Below are 17,984 nucleotides of genomic sequence, written 5' to 3'. Positions count from 1 at the left end.
TTTGATTTTATGATTAATTACTTAATAGCCAGGGTTATTTTTCCAACCTCTAAGTTCGCACTGCCTTACAGGTATCGGGAAGAGATAATTCTCTTTATTGGCATTTAATCTCGCTCCGATTGCTGTATTTTTACCTACAGCTTCGTCTACTTTTTCTGTTCTTACCAGTTGGAACCATCTTTTGAATTCAAATACATTTTCCCAACCAAATTCATCGAATACTGCATCTGCAAACTTTTCTGGTGTTAAACCTGCATATTGATGACTTTGATCTCCGAATGCTCTGTCTCTGACTCTGTTTAAACATTTATATGCAAGAGTGTTTGGGGAACCCTCTGCTTTATTGCTAGCTTCGGCATAAATTAGTAATACGTCTGCAAATCTGTAAATTGGAGTGAGACCCTCTGAAAGCGAGCTACGTGTAGCAGTGTTCCCTTCAATTCCGTATGTTCCACAACCTCCATAGTTCCTGTATTTTCGGATGAAAGGTGCACCTATATCAAAGTCTTCCCACTCGTAAGCGTCTCCGCGATTCTATATAGTGTATTAAAATAAAAAGGCTAATGATCCCTTTTTAGTCATTAGCCTTTTCCCATCTGTCAGGAAGCAGTTCCCTGTATTTTTCAATTGGTGTGTTCGGTTGCCATTCGGCTGTTCTGTTTATCACATCCGTGAGATACTCAAATAGATTCACTTTATGCATCCTACAAGTGAGTGCTATCGTATAGAGTATGGCGCCTCGTTCGGCCCCCTTATGGCTGCCGAAGAACAATGAGTTTTTTCTTGATAAGGATATGTACCGGTTCATCCGTTCAACCATATTGTTGTCCAGATAAGTGTCACCATAATTAAAGATGTCCACCACTGCATTCCACTCATTGCGAAGATAGGTAATGGCTTCCTGCAGTTCGCTCTTAGGTAACAAATCCCCCCGTTCTTCTATTTCATCAAGCACATCTTTTATTTCTCCGAGTATGTCCGGCGCATACTTTTTTCGATGCATAAGATTCTGTTCTACCGTCCATCCCTCAACCCCAACTTTATGCTTATGCTCGTTTTGATAAAGTGCGTTTATCAGCTCCACGATCCTTTTTGCATCCGGGTCCTTCTCACCGCAATCTATAAATTTACGTTTTATATGTTGCAAGCACGGGATGCGTGTGATATTGGGATAAGCATCGCTTTCGAGCTTCCGGTAAGGTGAGTAACCATCGCTTTGTATGATACCTTTGCAACTGCCTAATTCGTTAAGAATAACTCTTTCAGACCGGGAGCCGTCATCATAGAGCAAGTATATCATCCTGGTGTTTATGCCGACAACCACCCAAAGATATCCCTTCCTGACTCCTTTTCCCTTGCTGTTCTTTTCCGGGACGAGTATTTTGTAATAGGTTTCATCGGCTGCCTTATAAGGATCACTCAAAGCTGTCTGCCGGATGCACTTATAAAGATTTTCGAAGAGGCTTGAGGCTTTTTCTATCAACTTATGAGCCGTAGGTTTCTTCAGCGTAAAGCCATGACTCTCGAAGTAGTTGATGATTCTTTCAACAGGTAGCGATTGTATATAACGTAATTCCATCAATCCGGCAATAAATGAACCGTCATAGCTGGAATTCAAGAAGGCCGAAGCCGGTGTTTTTCCCTCAAACAGGCGACCTTCTTGCGTATAGGTGTGTATCTTGTAGACATGCTTGATGAAGCGCATGGGTACACATTCATAGCGGACGCATATTCTGGGAACAGTGGTAAACAACCGGGCCTTATTGATGTCAAAATCGGGATCATCGGGATAAACGACATGTTCTTCTTCCTCCATCTCATAATGCATGTCACGTTTGGCCCCATTGTTCTTTCTTGCTTTACGCTTATCTGCTTTTTCCGCTTCTATCTTCTGCCGCTCTTCTTCGGATATGGCAGATTGGGGAGCCTGTTGCTGTTCGGATGTGTTGGATACAAGTTTGGCGAGTCCCTTAGTAAGGCGCTGTTGCTTGCTAAGAGATTCGCCTTTTTGAAGGAGTGCCTCTTTAAGGGAAGAAACCTCCTTTATCAAAGCATCTATTTGGTCCAAGAGTCTGTTGTTGTCATCTCGTAATCCCTTGATTTGTTCCTTCAATAACTCTATGATCTCATCCTTTTTCATGGCATAAAGATATAAAAAATCAACGAATTGGCCAAATAAACCGGATGATATCTTTAGCGCAAATAACTAATAATCAAAATGTTGAATTAGATCCTAAAACGCTTTCTCAACCGTACAGACTTTAATGACACTCCATTTAAGATAAAAGACAAAACCTGATAAGAAATCTCGTAATTGCCTGTATTGGGGTTAAATGTCGGTAACTCAAAACTTCCACCTTCGAGGCGCTTGTAGTACAGAAGAAAGCCATCGCCATCCCAACGCAGTATTTTTACACTTTGTCGGTTTTTACCAAAGAATAAAAAGATATCTCCGGAAACGGGAGACAAGTCCTTCATTTCCGATCGTATAATTTTGAATAAACCGTCAATGCCAAGGTTCATACGAACAAAGCCCTGGTACAGATAGTATCGATTGGCTGATGTTAGAGAATACATGGATCTCCCTCCTTTCTTTCGTAATCGCGCAACATTTTAATCACACCACCGGGTGTGGCCCGTTTGACCGAAATGGTGGTTCCACTGTTAAAGGTGATTGTGATCCCGGCAAGACTAAACTCTTCTTCCGACAACATGGCGGGTGCTATTTGAGTGAACGCAGGAGAGGTAGTGCTCAGTGGGGACGGTTCAACGCCGCCATAATAATCACGGACCACATCTGCCTTGGCTTGTTTAACGCTATAGCCCCGTCTGGACATCCAGGAACTCATACCACCAAAAGTGGTATGCTGATCGCGGCAAACATCGGCTAAAGAACAATTGTAGTCTACTTTCAATACTTCAAGGAAATGTTTCCAAGTTTTTCCAAATCGATTTTCTGCTAAATCCATAATGCTTCATTTTTATACATAGCAAAAATATAAGAATGAAAAAAGGCCGACAAGATAGAATCGCGGAGACGCTTACTCCCACTCAATCTGATTTCCTTTGGTATCTACGGTTGATGTTACATAACAGAATTCTTTTCTTTTATCATTGGGAAAGTTTTTGAAGAATACCGGATCACCTACATAGTCATACCAGCCATTTTCTTCTTTTCCAAGATAGGATATGCCATATTGGCTTGGTAAATATGATAGTGAATGTTGTAGTGCGAAAATATGTTCGGTTTTATCTGTTTTTTTTGCGTTCATCCAAAGGTCTTTATATTCACCTACTAGATCGTAAGGCCCGTTTTCTATGATATCTTTTGCCGTTTTAGCAGCTTCTGCATAATAATTTTCTTCTTTTAATGGCCATCCTGCCATAGTTATGTATACATCACTAAGCAAAGTCTTGGCAGCCCAAGAAGTAGGAGCTTGATTATTGTTGTCACGGCTTTGTAATGGCAGCAGGTCGATTGCATTGTTTAAATCCGGAAGAATAATTCTCTCATAGATGTCTTTCACCGGTTTGCGCGGCATATTACTATTCCCATCTATATCTGTACTCGAGTTGGGATCTGTAATAGCAGGAGCATCTCCCCAATATCTTACGATATAAAAATAGGATAAAGCTCTGAAGAAATAGGCTTCTCCCAAGTATTTGTTACTAATTTGGGTATCCAAATTTTCGTTCTCATTAATTAGATATATTATGTTATTTGCAGAATATATTGTTTGATAAAAATATTTCCATAAATTTAATACATCTGCATTATCTATTGGAACTTTTAATTGGTCGTCCAAAACATTTCTTACCTTATCCAGAGCACCGGAAGTCATATCGTCACCGGCTAATGCTAGTGATGCTAACCGGCAGTTAAAGCCGAAATTTTCTCCCCATAAATCTTTGTAAAGCCCATTAGTCATGCTTTCAAGAGTTTGTTCTGTCAACTCGATGGTGGCAGGCGTTAATTTGCTTTGCGGCTCTTGCAATAAGTCTACGCAAGAAGCTAAGGAAAAACTTGTCAGAAGTATGAATATATATTTTTTCATTGTATTCTTGTATTTAGAATGAAACATTTAAGCCAAGTAGATATTCTCTTTGACTAGGGTAAGTTCCCATATCGAGTCCGGGACGTAGAGGGTTACTGATTGACAATTCTGGATCGTTTCCTGAATATTTAGTGATCGTACAAACATTCTTTATTGAAAAATACACTCTTGCCGCACTTAAATTGATTTTAGATAATAAACCTTTGGAGAAATTATAACCTAATGTGATACTTTTTAATTTCACAAAGTCCCCTTTTTCTACAAATGTGGAGGAAGCTACTGTTTCAGGGCTTGTTATAGCATCACGGTCCTTGCCGAATCCGGCAATAATTGCATTCTCATTTTTGCCTGCAATCCAACGCTCTGCTAATTCGGGGAATGGAGATAATGAACTTGTAAGTCTGGCTCTTGGGTAATTGTAGATATCAAATCCGTGAAAACCTATTAAGAAAATGTTTAAATCAAAATTCTTATAAGTAAATGAATTATTCATTCCCCAGTTGAATTTGGGTTGTCCGTTACCAATAATGACATAATCATCTGCATCTATGGTTCCACTATCATCTTGATCAACATATTTGTATGATCCGGGTCTTACTGTAGGAGAAGTTGGCTTTTTGATATTAGGGTTATTATACTCTTCGGTACTCCATACTCCCGTAGATTGAAGACCGTAAATTGCCCCGATTGGTTCTCCTGCAAAGTAACGATAGAATGAATTTCCCCATCCTGTACCTATTTCCATGAAATCCGAATCTATATCTCCTAATTTTTCAATTTTAGCTTTATTATGAGCTAATGAAATGTCTGCTTTCCAATAGAAATCTTTTGTTGTAAATGGAGTGATCCCTAAAGTAATTTCAAACCCTTTGTTACTGATTTCAGCAGCATTTCTTAGTCCGGATGATAAACCTGTATCTGCCGGGAGGACTACAGTATTAATGGCATCTTTTGTTTTCTTGTCGTAATAATCGAATGTAAATGAAATTCTGCCATTTAGAAAAGCTGCATCAATCCCGTAGTTATGTTGATGCGTTTTTTCCCATTTTAAGATAGGATTACCCGGAACAAGCGTATAAGCTATCTGACCATTTCCTATTGTTGCATCATATTGTGTATATGCAGAGTAGGCTGCTACTGCTTGATTTCCAGAAACTCCATATCCATACCTAAGTTTTAATTGGTCTAAAAAGTTAACATTTTTAAGGAATGATTCTTCTTTTAGATTCCAAGCCAGACTGAAAGAAGGAAAGTTATCCCATCTATGGTCATAAGACAATAAGGAAGAACCGTCTCTTCTGAATGTAACTGTGGCCATATAACGACTCATTAAGACATAATTGATTCGTCCGAAATATGATATGGCTGTTGTTTTGGTCACTTCATTGTTTTCCAGCTTACTATTTTCTGCCAACATCATATTTTTCCAACCGATGCTTTCGGATGTTAATCCTTCTGCGGTCTGTTTCATGGTATATGACCGTGATATGCTTTCTTCTACACCAATAGTAGCGTTGATACGATTATTCTTGTTAAGTTCTTTTGTATAGTTAAGTGTATTTGTCATGCGCCACCCCCATGAATTGGCATCATAATATGTAGCTAATGACTTCCCTTTCAAGAATCCATTCATACTCTGTTTGCTGCTTGTAGTGCCATAAAAGCGGTTTCCCATATTTACTTGTTGTTCATTTCTGAAAGTTAATCCGGGAATAATTTCATAACTGATATATGCCTGTAACCAGTTATTAAAAGTCATATCCTCATTGTTGTTTCTTTTTTGTTCATCAATGAAACCAATTGGATTATAAATACCAGTATTGTCAATAGTTCCTTGTGTAAGGTTTCCTTCTTTATCATATGGAAGTACAGTTTGTGGAAATTGTTGTGCTAGAGTGAGTAAACTATATTGTCCCGAGAAATTATTCCCTGCGGCACTATTAACCATTCCGTAAAAATTAGCTCCAAATTTGAGCTTTTTAGTGATATTGGCATCCACTTTTAAACGGTAGTTCCATCTGTCATTTGTAGAATGTCCGGCTATTCCTTTATTATGAATATATTGAGTGGAAAATAAGAAACTCAGTTTATCATTCCCTCCCTTGATACTGATATCATGAGAATGGCTGATGGCGTAATCGTTGATGATATTTCCTATGTAATCATAGGTGTCATATCCATTGGTAAAGTTTATAATTTGTCTTTCTGTATATAGATCTTTGCCATAATACGCCTGATTCCAATCATTGGCCATATGCGCAAACTCATTTACAGGCATGATAGAAGGTTTATTGGCTGGTGTTCCGGCAACAACATAACCATTGTAGTCTACTGATAATTTCCCTTCTTTAGGAGATTTTGTTGTAATTAAGATGACACCGTTGGCTCCTCTTGAACCATATATTGCTGTTGATGAGGCATCTTTTAGTACTTCAATAGATTTTATATCTGCGGGATTTATAGCACTAAGATTACCACCAGGAAACCCATCGATAACAACTAACGGACCACCGTCTGCTTTTATGGAGTTTACACCGCGGACACGTAGCGTAGGGGTAGCACCTGCTGCTCCAGATGAGTTTACAATACTAAGCCCAGCAATACGTCCCTGAAGTAAATCCGCTATTTGAGCCGCAGGCATTTTTTTTAGGGTTTCAGCTGCATTAATGGAAGATATGGCTCCAGTTAAGTCGGATTTTCGTTGTACTCCATAACCAACTACTACAACTTCATCCAAATTACTGGTTTCTTCATTCATCTTCACGTTGATGACGTTTCGGCCTTGTATCTTAATCTGTTGTTCCTCATAGCCAATATATGAAAATTTCAGTGTCGCATTTGCGGAACTTACATTGAGAGAGTAGGCACCATTCATATCTGTAATAGTCCCATTTGATGTTCCGGTTTCCAAGATACTAACTCCAATAAGAGGATTTCCTAGAACATCCTGTACGCTTCCTGTTATTTGCTTTCTACTCTGAGAATAAATGAAGGGAGTAAAAAGGAAAAAGAACATAAAGATGCATATCGGTAAAAATTTTATTCGTAATGCATCTTGCAGAATTTTACTTTTCAATAGTTTCATTTTCATTTTGTATTAAATTTAAATTTGGCATTGCAGTTTATTGATTGGATATCCTAATAATGCAAATATAGCTTGATATGTGAAGGTGCCGATTTGATTTTACGCAGACTAATCCTCAAAAAACGTAAGTTTAATCTACTGTGTTCTTCATTTTTCTTATGAATTTTAAGGTCTCCTGCCATATTGTAGGATTAGTGTTAGGTAAATTACTATTTATGTCGTGGATTATTATACCATTACACCATTGGCGGGCAGTTTCTAATGCGGTTCTCCATTCTATAGCTTTTATTTTATAGTTGTTATTAGGCGATGCGGTTGGCAAATAGACGTATATAGGTTTGCCTTTGGATTTGAATTGTGCTTCTTTTACAGTAATGTATAATTCTTTTTTCCAAGCAATTGTATCATTGTCAATGATAGGAGCATTGATGATAATGGCATCTGTGGATTTTTTCAATTCTTGTGAAGAAGTCATTGTGTTTATTGTCCAACTTCCCATGTTGACATGCATATTTGAATTATGAAGCCTTAGTTCTCCCAGACTAAGGGATGGTATTTGCCATATCTGATTATCATTGCCTTTTTTAAATATCCTGTAAATTTCTTCATAATTTGATATATCACTCCGTTTATTGCCAGGTGTAATGCATATAGGCGTATTAGAGGAGTCAGGGATATTTGTGGCAAGTTGTTTCGCTTTGGCTACATCGAAAACAAAAGTTTCGTTGGCGCAGTTTCCCAAATCTCCTTCATTAATCATTTGTATGGTCTGAACTCCATATTGGGCTAATTGGGGATAGCTTGTGTTTAGATATATGTTGAACTTTTGTGAAGCAGAGGTTGATATGGACAAGTTTTCTTTTACAGGAAAAACAATTTGTTCTTTATGAGAATGGATAAATTGTTTTGTTACTTCCCAAATTTGTTGAACTCGAAGATCATTCCAAAATACAGATTGGTTATTCTCATCTGTTCTGCTCGACCATATGATACTTCCATCGCAATATGTATAAGCGGCCTCTAACATTTGTTTCCAAATGTGTGGAGAAATGAACTGTTTATAATATGGACTATCTTTTTTATCATAGTATTGGGGCCAAATATACGCTATGATTTTCTTGTTAGGGTAGTGCTTTTTTATTTCTTTTACTGTTATTTGTAGGTCTTTTATCCAGGATTTGATATCAGGCTCGGCAATATAAAGAGAAGGTTGAGCTACATCGGCATATTTGAGTGCCGCCCAACGCTTTTTATTGCTTTTTCGCCAAGTCATTAATATACTGTCCTCTGACATTTTGGGATGGTAGTACCGGTGTACGCATAAGGCTGTAGGAGCGGCTCCATAGTTTCCGATTGTTATTTTGGATGAAATTTTTTGTCTAAAGTAACTGAATAATGTGTCAAATCTTTGTTCTATTTCTTGATCTGTAAGTGAGGGCTCGTAATACCATTGTTCTATATCTGTTGAAATCATTGTTTCCGGAAATAGGGATGCAAGTCTAGCTTGCCTCTCAATTTTGTTGAAATCAAGTATAACTTTTGAAGAATGGTCGGATTCCTTTTTTGTCAAGGTTACTTCGTACATTAAATAAACAGGCTGAAGTCCATCTTGACTTAAGTCTGGTTTGCCGATGTATGATATGGCATCATAAATGAAAAATTGTTTTGTTCCTCGTTCTTTATTGCTGCAATATGCTGTAGAAACATAGCATAAAGTGAGAGAGAGCAAGATGAATCGATTGAAAATGTTTTTGCAATTAATTTTTGAGTTTTTCATAAGCTACTTTATTGTTATGTAATATTCTTGTTAAATTAATGGGAGAATAGATACCACTCGAAGAAGTTGTAAAGAACCTCGTTGGATTCGGGGTTAGGATCGTGTTTCGTTCTATTGGTCATCGCTACTCTGTTTTCATAGCCTAGAATTCGATTGATAAGTATTGTATGGTTTAAAGGTATCCATCTTTCAGGTCCATCAGAAAAACCTCCGGAAACGAGAAAAGGACGGGGAGCCATAAGTGCATGAAGTTCATGTAAATCATGTCCTTTTTTACGTAGCTGCGAATAAATTCCTTTTGGTGTAGTATACCCATTTTTATTCCATGTGTTTTTCCAAGGTGGAGGGTAATAACCAAGATACCAAGGTTCCCAATAGTTGATGTAGCCCCCTTTTGTCTCATCAAAAACAATACCTGGGTCACTCCAAGCTGCACATGCAAATTTGTCATAGAGGCAAGATGCAAACATTGCCCATTTTCCTCCATAGGAATGTCCCACAATGCCAATTTTGGTAGAGTCTACATCAGGAACTTTGGCTAGTACTTCCCATGCATTGGCAGCTGCATAGGCTAATGCTGATAGGGGCTGTAAAGAGGCATTATTAATTGTTGGATAGTATATAGAGTATGTTTTTTCTTTTGTTGTTTGAGTTGTGCCTAAAGACAGAGTGATAAATCCTTTTTTAGTAAGTTGATAGGCAAAGTCGCGATTAGGTTTTCCACCGATTCCAATGGCTGTTTCGGGCTCATAAAAAACTGAAATAATAGCAGGCTTTCTCCCTTTTTTATCAGGGACTAATAAATAACCTTCTGTTTGTTCATTAGGAGTCCAATAAAAACGAATACGGTATTGATGGAAGTTTTCTCTTTTTAGTGTATCTAATATTTCGAGGTTTTGATCTTTGATTATGGGAGGCCATTCCCCCATTATATTCATCCATGTCTCTTTTATTTCTTTTCGTTTTTTACTCCAATCAGTTGCATTTCTTACTGTGTCTCCATTGTTTAATAGAAAGAGAGGACAGTAGTTCCCGTAAATATCTTTGTATATAGTTGGTGGATTGAAATAATCTTTAATTTTATTCCATGAGTCTGTGCTATATTGTGCGGAATCAGACTGCTTATGTTTTGTACAGTTGGTCAAGCAGAATCCTATACAGATAATTATATAAAATATAAGAATCTGTTTGGGAAATCTAAATCTAATCGTTGACAGTATTTCCCATTTACTCTGTTTTTGAATGATATTTGACATTTTTAGATTATATAGATGATTTTACAGCCTTGTTATAATATAATTATATTGATATTATAAACTAATATATTCCTTGTCATTAACCTTTAAGACAAAGTTAGGTTGTTTCTATAATAATTCTTATAGTAAAAACGAAAATCAATCTTCAAAAAACGAAATCGATGGTAGATTACTCTTCTTTTGGCGATATTCAAGAGGTGAGCATCCTTTGTATTTCTTAAAGACGCGTGAGATATTATTATAATCCTTAAAACCTGCTTCTATGGCTAAATCGGCTAATGGACGGTCGGTTGTGAGTAATAAATCCGCCAGATGATTACACCGGCAATTCAGTATATATTGATAGATGGAAGTATTCAGTGCATTCTTGAATTTTACTTCGAAGTTTCTGCGGGATAGGGGAATGTTTGCAAGAAGGTTTTCTATAGTCAGGTCGGAATTATAATGACTATCTATATACTTCACCACTTCCAGGATATAAGGGTCTTTGATATTGTGTTTCTCTGTAGATTGTCTCAATTCGATACGGATAGGGTTGATGACAATATTGAAAGTGCCCTCATGCTCTTTTTTTATTTGTTGATGAATAAGTCTGCCGATAGAATAACCTCCTCTTTCTACTTCGAGTTCTATGGACGAAATGGGAGGGTCGGAGATATTACACATCAGTTCATCGTTATCCACGCCTAATAAAGCGATTTCTTCTGGAATCGGTATGTTTGTCATTCGGCAAGTTTCGGAAATGAACAGGGCATGTGCATCATCACAGCAAAATAAGGCAACAGGTTTGGGGAGTTCCTGTAGCCATTGGCTGACTTCCATCCTTATTTCATCTTCCTGTTTATCAGATTCAAAACTGAAAAAGTCGCCTCCGATACGTTTCACTTCTTGGCGGTAGCCTTGACAGCGTTCATCGGACCAGACCACTCCTTTGATACCGAAATAGGCGAAATTCCGAAACATCCGTTTGGCAAAGAATTGAGCAGCCATCCTGCCCGTACCTTTATAATCGCCTGTCAGATTGGAGTAAGTAACGCTTCGGTGATGGTAGTTTTGCAACACAACAGGTATATTCAATTCTTTCTGCAAGTCAATCGTGTCATTATTCCATTGCCCGATGATAGCATCCGCTTTCCATTCTTTGGCCCATTTCAAAATACCTTGTTCTCCATACATGGCACTGTAATAAGAAGGGAGGCGATAAAATAGCCAGGGGCCGTTCTCTTTGGAATATTGTACAAGTCCCCGTAGCAGTTTCCTGTCAAATTCGCTGGAATAGTCTATTAGCAGAAGTATTTTGATCATATTTTTATGTTTTTCTTTAAATGTATTGTAGGGATGGTACAAATATATAAGAATAACTTTGATTTCCTATAATAAAGACTTACTTTTGTTGCAGCCAACACTTATCTGACACCCGGGTCTCATGAGCACTGACACCCGGGTGTTGGCATGCTTGAGACCCGGGTGTCAACACCATTGAGACCCGGGTGTCAGATGAAGTACGAGTATAAACGAAAAACAAGAGGAGTATAGACGATGGCAGTACCTTATGTAGTGAGAAAAAAAGCCGATTTGACATCGGGAGAAAAGAAAGAATTATGGTATGGTGTACCTAAAAGAGTGCTAAATCCGATTCGGAATAGGGAATTTGCCGAGTATATGGAGAGACGGAGTGGGTTCCATCGTGGGCAGATAGATGGTATATTGACGGAAATGGTTGATGCTATCCGAACTTTACTGTCTATTGGACAGCCGGTTACTATTGAGGGACTTGGTACGTTCCATACGTCGTTAACCAGTCCGGGATTTGAATGCCCCGAACAGGTAACTCCGGGAAAGGTGTCTGTATCACGGGTTTATTTCGTGGCTTGCCCTGAATTTGGTCGACAAGTGAAGAAGATGAAATGCACACGTATTCCCTTTAATTTGTACATGCCGGAAAGTATGTTGACCAAAGAAATGAAGGAGGCGGATAGGGAACAGGAGTTAGCTGCATATAATATAGGAAGGTCGGAAATCGACGAATAATTAATTAAATATCCATATTGTTTTGTGAATTGAACGAAACTTGGCTATATTTGTTCAATGGTTAGAACAAAATGTTAAGTATGATTAGAAGAGAAGCAATAAAGGAAGTTCTATTAGATAATAGAAATGAAGTAAGCAAACAGCAGGTTATACCTCGTAATTTTCAGTTTGAAGAGTTCGGAAATTATGTGTTTGTAGGTATTCGGAGAGCAGGAAAGTCATTTTTACTTTATCAACGGATACAGGAACTCATACATGGTGGTCATACTTGGAATGAGATGTTGTATGTAAACTTTGAAGATGAGCGTTTGATTGGAATGACGGCGGCAGACCTAAACCTTATACTTGAAGTACATGCTGAAATGTCGGAGGATAGACCTATGCTTTTCTTGGATGAAATTCAGAATATTGATGGGTGGGACAAGTTTGTGCGTCGGTTGGCTGATAGTAAATATCGGGTTTATGTGACAGGAAGCAATGCGAAAATGCTTAGTCAGGATGTGGCTACAACTTTGGGAGGAAGATATATTACAGTGAATGTATATCCTTATGATTTCAAGGAGTTTCTTCATGCCAATGACATTGAGGTAACGGAAAACTCTTTATTTGCGACGGAAAGTCGGGCTGGAATAAAACGAATGTTCAATGATTATTTTTATTTCGGTGGTTTCCCCGAAGGTGCTTTGCTTGCTGCAAAGAGGGATTATCTGACAAGTGTCTATCAGAAGATATACTTGGGGGATATAGCGGCCAGGCATTCGATAGAAAACACTTTTGCTTTGCGTGTGCTTTTCCGTAAGTTGGCCGAGAGTATAAAACAGCCGGTTTCATTTACTCGTATAGCCAATATTGTGTCTTCGACCGGAGTGAAGATTTCAAAGAATACTGTTATTAATTATATGGAATATGCCAAAAATGCTTGCCTGTTGATTCCTATTCAGAATATAGCGGATAAATTAGTGGAGCGTGAAACTAATCCTAAATATTATTTTGCTGATAATGGTATTCTTAATTTGCTTCTTTTGGATGCTAATACCTCGTTGCTTGAGAATCTGGTTGCTATGACGTTATTGCGGTGTTATGGGATGGATGATGCCGTATTTTTCTATAATAGAAATATAGAGGTCGATTTTTACTTACCTGAAACGGGGCTTGCTATACAGGTTTGCTATACGATGAATCTTTCCGATGATACATTTCAACGGGAAGTGCAAGCATTGGTGAAATTGAATAAAGTACTTGAATGTCGGCAATTATTGATAATAACATTTGATGACGAAGAACAGATTGAGCAAGAAGGATGTACGATCAAGGTAATACCGGTTTGGAAATGGTTGTTGGGTAAATAAGATAAATTAATACCCTCTCTGTCTTATTTATAAGATAAATCCCTATCTTTGTGGCACTTTTTACGAAAAAAGCAAATTCAAATTAATAGATATAGAAAAGAAAATGGCACAAGAAGACGTTTTTAAGAAGCTTGTATCGCATTGTAAAGAGTACGGTTTCGTATTTCCTTCGAGCGATATCTACGACGGACTAGGCGCTGTGTATGACTACGGTCAGATGGGCGTTGAATTGAAAAACAACATTAAGAAATATTGGTGGGACAGCATGGTGCTGTTGCACGAAAACATTGTCGGTATCGACTCTGCCATCTTTATGCACCCTACTATCTGGAAGGCTTCCGGACACGTAGACGCATTCAATGACCCTTTGATTGACAATAAGGATTCTAAAAAACGTTATCGTGCCGATGTGCTGATTGAAGATCAGTTGGCAAAGTATGACGATAAAATCAATAAAGAAGTAGCGAAAGCTGCCAAGAAGTTCGGTGAAGCGTTTGATGAGGCTCAGTTCCGTTCTACTAACGGACGTGTACTGGAACATCAGGCTAAGCGTGATGCACTTCATACTCGCTTTTCAAAAGCTTTGAATGATAACAATTTGGAAGAACTTCGCCAGATTATCATTGATGAAGAAATCGTATGCCCGATCTCCGGTACTAAGAACTGGACAGAAGTTCGTCAGTTCAATCTGATGTTCTCTACCGAAATGGGTTCTACGGCTGATGGCTCTATGAAGATTTATCTGCGTCCGGAAACTGCACAGGGTATTTTCGTAAACTACCTGAATGTACAGAAAACAGGTCGTATGAAAGTCCCTTTCGGTATCGCACAGATTGGTAAGGCTTTCCGTAACGAGATCGTTGCCCGTCAGTTCATCTTCCGTATGCGTGAGTTCGAGCAGATGGAAATGCAGTTCTTCGTAAAACCGGGAACAGAGCTTGACTGGTTCAAGAAATGGAAAGAAATCCGTTTGAAATGGCATAAGGCACTTGGCTTCGGAGATGCAAGCTACCGTTATCACGATCATGATAAGTTGGCTCATTACGCAAATGCCGCTACTGACATCGAATTCCTGATGCCGTTCGGATTCAAAGAAGTGGAAGGTATCCATTCTCGTACTAACTTCGACTTGTCTCAACATGAGAAGTTCTCCGGCAAGAGTATTAAATATTTTGATCCGGAACTGAACGAGTCTTATACTCCGTACGTAATTGAAACTTCTATCGGTGTTGACCGTATGTTCCTCAGTATCATGAGTGCATCTTATTGCGAAGAACAATTGGAAAATGGTGAAAGCCGTGTTGTTCTGAAATTGCCTGCTGCTTTGGCTCCGGTGAAATTGGCGGTTATGCCGTTGGTAAAGAAAGACGGTCTGCCTGAAAAGGCCCGTGAGATTATTGATAATTTGAAATTCCATTTCCATTGCCAGTATGATGAAAAAGATAGTATCGGTAAGCGTTATCGCCGTCAGGATGCTATTGGTACTCCGTACTGTGTGACGGTCGATCATCAGACATTAGAAGATAACTGTGTGACATTGCGTAACCGTGATACCATGCAGCAGGAGCGTGTCGCTATCTCTGAACTGAATAATATCATTGCAGACAGAGTAAGCATCACTTCTCTATTGAAAACTTTACAATAAACCTTTGACGAATGAGTAAAAAGATCTATTTATTCTCCTTAGTATTGTTGGCTTTGACGTTTACCGCTTGTAGCGAAACGGAAGAGGCCGGACGTTATGACAATTGGCGTGCGCGTAGTGAGGCTTTTATTGACTCGATAGCCAATGTGTATGCTGGACAACGAAATGGCAGCATAACAGTCACGGATGAAAAAGAGAGACTTTATCCTTTTACGGATTTGACGAATGGGCAGACAATATATGCCAAGAAAAGAATTCGTATAGATGGTGTGACGGATGACGATAAACCTTTATATACTTCTAAGGTAAGTGCATATTATCGTATGTCTTATTTTAATGGTGACGTTGTTCAACAGAATTTTGCAGGAACAGAGCCTGACGAGTTTGATGTGCCTTCGGAATTCTTATTGAATGAAGTGATCTCAGGCTGGGGGTATACGCTAACTGAAATGACAGAAGGAGAATTTTGGACTTTGTATATTCCTTATCAAAGTGGATATGGTTCCGGTACAGGTAGCGATGGCTCTTTACAGGCTTACTCGGCACTAGTCTATGATGTAAAATTGGATAAGATTGTAGAACGATATTAATCTTCCCAAGAATAAGAAAAATAAATAAGGTGTTGGTCATAAGGGATACAACACCTTATTTGTTTTTTATACTACTTTCTCTCACCTGTAAATGAGTAGGGATGGTCACTTGCTTGACAGCTTTATCCCCTTTAATCTGCTCAATCAATAACCGGCAGGCAGTTTCTCCCATTTTATAAGTTTGATGAGACACAGCCGATAATTTAGGCTCTACGTAATTGGCGTGTTGTTCGTCCGTATATCCGATGATGGCAATGTCGTCCGGTATACGCAGTCCATGTTTTTTGATAACTTCCATAGCGGCAAAAGCTAAGGTATCATTCATGGCAAGTATGGCATCAGGAGGCTGGGGAAGCGACAGCAAGGTCTCTGTGGCAATTTTACCCTCCTCGTAATCAATCTTCCGGCAGACGACCAACTCTTTCTCGATGGGAATACGGTTGTCACGTAGAGCTTCCAGATAACCATGCTTTCTTTTCTTGACGATGTCCAGATGATTCGCTCCACCTATAAACGCTACCCGTTTGCTACCATTATCCAGAAGATGTTGTGTTGCCATTTGAGCGGATTGCACCCCGTCCGCAACAACCGAAGAAAACTGTTCCGTCAGACAAACACGATCAAATAGAATAAGCGGCATATTGATATCTTTTAGTGCCGCAAAATGGGAATAGTCCGTAGTCTCCTGTGATAAGCAGGCGATGATACCCTCCACACGCATATTTACCAGGTTCTCAACGTTCCGTTTCTCATGTTCGTATGACTCATGCGATGTAGTGATAATCACAAAATATCCGTTGGCGATAGCCATATTTTCTATACCGTTCAAGATAGAGGCGAAGAAATGAGTTACGATATCCGGAACAATCACTCCGATGATACGCGGAGCATTCTTTCGTAAGCTCATGGCAAAAGGATTGGGACGGTAATTCATTTCTTTTGCCAGTTCCTTAGCCTTGGCGCAGAGCTCACGGCTGATTTCCGGGCTGTCTTTCAGTGCTCTGGATACAGTGGGGATCGATACTCCCAATGCTTGAGCGAGATCTTTGAGTGAAGTATGTTTCCGGTATTCCATTTGAAGGTCCTTTACTTTGATTCTTTTACAAAGAAAGCACATTCCCGGATAAATACGCATATCTGAAACAATATTTTTTACGTAAACCATTACGTTGCTTTTTAGTGGCTTTACCGCTATACGGAAATCATTCCTGACCTACTTTTGTCGCATACAAAACTATTTAAAACCTAGAAGTATGCAATACCATGAAATCGGAAAGACAGGGATGAAAGTGTCATCCCTTAGTTTCGGAGCCTCTTCCTTAGGAGGAGTTTTCCATGATTTAAAAGAGAAAGAAGGCATTCAAGCGGTATTTACCGCCGTTGAATCGGGAATGAATTTTATAGATGTCTCTCCTTATTACGGACATTATAAAGCGGAGACCGTGTTAGGAAAAGCGTTGAAAGAGCTTCCGCGCGACCGTTATTATCTTTCTACAAAAGTAGGGCGTTATGGAAAAGATGGAGTGAACACATGGGATTACTCAGCCAAACGGGTAACTGAGAGTGTGTACGAGAGTATGGAACGCTTACATATAGAGTTTATCGATTTGATAAATGTACACGATATTGAATTTGCCGATTTGAATCAGATTGTCAATGAGACATTGCCTGCCTTAGTAGCACTGCGTGAGAAAGGAGTGGTAGGCCATGTCGGAATCACAGATTTACAGTTGGAGAATCTGAAATGGGTAATCGACCACTCGCCAATCGGCACAGTCGAGTCCATTCTCAATTTTTGCCATTATTGTCTGTGCGATGATAAATTAGTGGATTTTCTGGACTATTTTGAATCCAAAGGAATCGGTGTGATTAATGCTTCTCCGCTTTCGATGGGATTGTTGAGCGAACGTGGTGTTCCTGCCTGGCATCCGGCTCCCCAATCGTTGGTAGAAGCCTGCCGTAAAGCAATGGAACACTGCAAAGCCAAGAACTATCCGATTGAAAAACTGGCTATGCAGTTCTCTGTCAGCAATCCCCGTATTGCCACCACCCTGTTCAGTACAACCAACCCGGAGAATGTGAAAAAGAATATCGCTTTCATTGAAGAACCGATTGATTGGGAGCTCGTTCGGGAAGTTCAGGAGATTATCGGGGAACAGAAACGTGTAAGCTGGGCAAACTCATAAAACGAACTTG

The 17,984-nt window shown here is 39.1% G+C and carries 15 protein-coding genes; 5 read left to right on the top strand and 10 right to left on the bottom strand.

Annotated elements, in window-relative coordinates; genetic code table 11:
- Positions 1–21 precede the first annotated feature (21 nt).
- The 9 genes from ACNOGP_RS02270 to ACNOGP_RS02230 all read right to left on the bottom strand — a co-directional run bounded on the left by ACNOGP_RS02270 (position 22) and on the right by ACNOGP_RS02230 (position 11,478).
- Positions 22–483 carry a RagB/SusD family nutrient uptake outer membrane protein gene (locus ACNOGP_RS02270; protein WP_418214725.1) on the bottom strand — a complete coding sequence of 154 codons (462 nt, stop codon included), beginning with the start codon at positions 481–483 and terminating at the stop codon, positions 22–24.
- Positions 484–574: 91 nt separating this feature from the next.
- A complete protein-coding gene (gene tnpC, locus ACNOGP_RS02265) occupies positions 575–2,140 on the bottom strand; it encodes an IS66 family transposase (protein WP_121765588.1) in 1,566 nt (521 codons plus the stop codon).
- An 86-nt stretch (positions 2,141–2,226) separates the two neighbouring features.
- The gene (tnpB, locus tag ACNOGP_RS02260) at positions 2,227–2,577 is read right to left on the bottom strand and encodes an IS66 family insertion sequence element accessory protein TnpB (protein WP_004296723.1); all 351 of its coding nucleotides are present in this window, start codon (positions 2,575–2,577) and stop codon (positions 2,227–2,229) included.
- Positions 2,565–2,969 carry a hypothetical protein gene (locus tag ACNOGP_RS02255; protein WP_121765587.1) on the bottom strand — a complete coding sequence of 135 codons (405 nt, stop codon included), beginning with the start codon at positions 2,967–2,969 and terminating at the stop codon, positions 2,565–2,567. The genes tnpB and ACNOGP_RS02255 overlap by 13 nt, the downstream gene beginning before the upstream one ends.
- 72 nt (positions 2,970–3,041) lie before the next feature.
- On the bottom strand, positions 3,042–4,055 hold the full coding sequence (locus ACNOGP_RS02250; RefSeq protein ID WP_418213980.1) for a RagB/SusD family nutrient uptake outer membrane protein: 1,014 nt from the start codon (positions 4,053–4,055) through the stop codon (positions 3,042–3,044).
- Between the two features lie 13 nt (positions 4,056–4,068).
- Positions 4,069–7,146, bottom strand: a complete 3,078-nt coding sequence (locus ACNOGP_RS02245; protein ID WP_255508026.1) for a SusC/RagA family TonB-linked outer membrane protein — start codon at positions 7,144–7,146, stop codon at positions 4,069–4,071.
- 124 nt (positions 7,147–7,270) lie between these two features.
- Complete coding sequence (locus tag ACNOGP_RS02240) at positions 7,271–8,917, bottom strand: hypothetical protein (protein WP_195533472.1); 1,647 nt, start codon at positions 8,915–8,917, stop codon at positions 7,271–7,273.
- 35 nt (positions 8,918–8,952) lie between these two features.
- Positions 8,953–10,173, bottom strand: a complete 1,221-nt coding sequence (locus ACNOGP_RS02235; RefSeq protein ID WP_418213979.1) for a prolyl oligopeptidase family serine peptidase — start codon at positions 10,171–10,173, stop codon at positions 8,953–8,955.
- Between the two features lie 138 nt (positions 10,174–10,311).
- The gene (locus ACNOGP_RS02230) at positions 10,312–11,478 is read right to left on the bottom strand and encodes a XylR family transcriptional regulator (RefSeq protein ID WP_418213978.1); all 1,167 of its coding nucleotides are present in this window, start codon (positions 11,476–11,478) and stop codon (positions 10,312–10,314) included.
- Between the two features lie 234 nt (positions 11,479–11,712).
- On the opposite strand from ACNOGP_RS02230, the gene ACNOGP_RS02225 reads away from it, so the two are divergent.
- The 4 genes from ACNOGP_RS02225 (at position 11,713) to ACNOGP_RS02210 (ending at position 15,788) form a co-directional block, all read left to right on the top strand.
- Positions 11,713–12,204 carry a DNA-binding protein gene (locus tag ACNOGP_RS02225; RefSeq protein ID WP_418213977.1) on the top strand — a complete coding sequence of 164 codons (492 nt, stop codon included), beginning with the start codon at positions 11,713–11,715 and terminating at the stop codon, positions 12,202–12,204.
- 80 nt (positions 12,205–12,284) lie between these two features.
- Positions 12,285–13,553 carry an ATP-binding protein gene (locus tag ACNOGP_RS02220; RefSeq protein ID WP_418213976.1) on the top strand — a complete coding sequence of 423 codons (1,269 nt, stop codon included), beginning with the start codon at positions 12,285–12,287 and terminating at the stop codon, positions 13,551–13,553.
- A gap of 103 nt (positions 13,554–13,656) precedes the next feature.
- Positions 13,657–15,198, top strand: coding sequence for a glycine--tRNA ligase (locus ACNOGP_RS02215; protein WP_007755582.1), 1,542 nt, complete (start codon positions 13,657–13,659; stop codon positions 15,196–15,198).
- Positions 15,199–15,209: 11 nt separating this feature from the next.
- On the top strand, positions 15,210–15,788 hold the full coding sequence (locus tag ACNOGP_RS02210; protein WP_418213975.1) for an FKBP-type peptidyl-prolyl cis-trans isomerase: 579 nt from the start codon (positions 15,210–15,212) through the stop codon (positions 15,786–15,788).
- A gap of 55 nt (positions 15,789–15,843) precedes the next feature.
- Here ACNOGP_RS02210 and ACNOGP_RS02205 read toward each other — a convergent pair whose 3' ends face one another.
- A complete protein-coding gene (locus ACNOGP_RS02205) occupies positions 15,844–16,863 on the bottom strand; it encodes a LacI family DNA-binding transcriptional regulator (RefSeq protein WP_418214724.1) in 1,020 nt (339 codons plus the stop codon).
- A gap of 178 nt (positions 16,864–17,041) precedes the next feature.
- Between ACNOGP_RS02205 and ACNOGP_RS02200 the strand changes: the two genes are divergently transcribed.
- Complete coding sequence (locus ACNOGP_RS02200) at positions 17,042–17,974, top strand: aldo/keto reductase (RefSeq protein ID WP_186966450.1); 933 nt, start codon at positions 17,042–17,044, stop codon at positions 17,972–17,974.
- The last annotated feature ends 10 nt before the right edge of the window (positions 17,975–17,984 follow it).

The organism is Bacteroides difficilis (assembly GCF_048319815.1).
Lineage (GTDB): Bacteria > Bacteroidota > Bacteroidia > Bacteroidales > Bacteroidaceae > Bacteroides > Bacteroides zhangwenhongii.
This window is presented reverse-complemented; position numbering and strand designations above follow the sequence as displayed.